This window comes from Endozoicomonas atrinae, from assembly GCF_001647025.1.
Lineage (GTDB): Bacteria > Pseudomonadota > Gammaproteobacteria > Pseudomonadales > Endozoicomonadaceae > Endozoicomonas > Endozoicomonas atrinae.
Map to the genome: position 1 here is coordinate 1 of NZ_LUKQ02000479.1, position 2,095 is coordinate 2,095.

The 2,095-nt window shown below is 54.1% G+C and carries 2 protein-coding genes; both read right to left on the minus strand.

From position 1 onward, the window contains the following. Positions 1-458 (minus strand): hypothetical protein (locus AK963_RS28135; protein ID WP_202969901.1); only part of this gene is annotated, 458 nt, incomplete at its 3' end. After that, positions 458-2,095 (minus strand): hypothetical protein (locus AK963_RS33865; RefSeq protein ID WP_202969902.1); only part of this gene is annotated, 1,638 nt, incomplete at its 5' end. The genes AK963_RS33865 and AK963_RS28135, both read right to left, overlap by 1 nt.

Genomic DNA, 2,095 nt, shown 5'->3' on the forward strand with positions numbered 1-2,095 from the left:
CCGTACCGGTTGAAATAACCGGCTGAGAGGGTGTCCACATAACCGCTGTAAAAAACAAAGATCAGCGTTCGCTCATCGCCGATGGCGTGCCAGCGTTGTGTACCACCGTGGGTTTGTGTCACGGCAGCGATCTGGCTGTATCCAGCGTAACTTTCCGGGCTGGTCACAACATCGGCAATCTGCATTTTGAACCCTTGCTGCTGATTACCGTCAGACTCCACGATCAGGTACATATCGTCCTGATGGGCTGAATGATTTTTGTACACGGTGCGGTTACTGTCCGGCACCGTCGAGGTCATTTCCTTTGTCCAGCCAAATCCCGGTTTACTGCCGTATCCGTTCACTAAAATCGCATCGAGCACTTCAATGATGGAATTTTTATAAGCGCCATAACCACCACTTAAATATTTAAATTCCGGGGCACCTGAATCGTTCCAACTGTAGTATTGAACCGGCATCAGTCAGCATCCCCCCGAATCTGTAGTGTAAAATCGTCGTTGGTTTCGGTGCCCTGTCCTGAAAGCACCGTCCTGCAAATCCACACCGGAGCAAGGCATCCATCAGTGTTAAAACGGATAGCGTTTCCCGTTGCCCAACCGCTGCCCCATCCATCGACTTTCAGGGTGAAATAGGGAACGCCCGCTTCCGGGTTAATGGGTGCGGTGTCCGTTGTCGTGCTTCCGGTTTCAATGATCCCGAGCTTTTCCTCGACCACCTGAAAAGCTGTACTGCTGGTAAAAATCACCGCCCACTTGCCATAGATGGCTCCCTTGTTGGTCACCTCCACTGGATAGTTGATGGTGTTGTATTGGGCGGTGGTCTGGTCACCGATCCGGTTGTCTGTCCAGTTCGGGTCGCCGTTATCCCATACCTTCTGGCTGAAAAAGTTTTTCACTCTCGCCTGAAGATCGCCATACACGACCGCACTGCTTACTGTGGTTTCGGTTGCGGGTAAATCCCAAGGGACAGGCGAAATAATAGAAAGATCACCGTTGATCTGAACGTCGCTGAGGACGCTCATGTGTTCCACCCGGTCTTTAATGGTAAAGGGGGCGGTCAGTGGGTTGCTCTGGTCGTCGATCAGGCTCAGTGGGTCTGCAAAGGTAATGGTTCCGGCTTCCCGGTCGGTGGTGTATTGATCCGCTTTCAACAAAGCCCCGGTACTGTCTTCCACCACAATGTCGGCCTGATGGTCACGGCTCAGGTTGATCACCTGGCCTGCGGTAGGGGTAGCGGCATCGGTGCTGCTGGTGTGGCTGATCACCACGATGTCGCCTGCTCTGAAAATGGGCACCTTACCATCCGGTGGTAAACGCACCGGGTCTAGCCCGATCAGTTCGGCGTCCAGCGGCAGGCTGGTTTCCACAATGCAGTTATATCGTATGCTCTGCGGTATGACGAAAATTGGATCTGTGCCGTTGGTAAATTGAATCTCACACCAGCCGGTGGTGGTGTCGATCTTTCCCTGCACTTCACTGGTGTTTATCTCGCCGTTAAAGTCGGCGCTGGCGGTGATAAGGTCGCCGTTATCCACTCGCACTGCCGTTAGCTGCAAGCTGCCCAATCTGACCGGTGATCCCGGTGTGCGAAAGGCCACAGCGTCTACTTTGAAACCCGGGCCGATAGTGGCGGCTGCTTCGATGGTGGCGCTGGTAAATCCACCCTGTGGATAAGTGGCTAACGTGACCACGCCTCCACTGTAGTCAATGCTGCCCACCTGCAGGCCGGCGTTGGTTTCGGTGCTGAGATCGGCGAACACCTGGCCATCCCGGTCATAGTAGGTTTGACCGTTCCAACTAAACACCACGCTGCCCGGCAGCAGGGTATCGCTGATCAAGGGCAATAGATCCAGGGTCAGTTCGGGCGATGGTAATGTTTCGCTGTAGGGGGCATGGCTCAGGTTGCTGGCCTGGGCGATGGCGGTGATGCTGCTGCCGTTAAAGGTCTGGGTTCTGGTGGTGTTGGTGCTTTCTACCCGGTAATAAGTGCGACCAGCAACAGAGCGAGAGACATTGCTGTATTCTGTATAGTTGTAATCCTGCAAGGCCAGAACCGTAAAATCCCCGGTCTGGTAATCGATAACGCCGGTTACGCC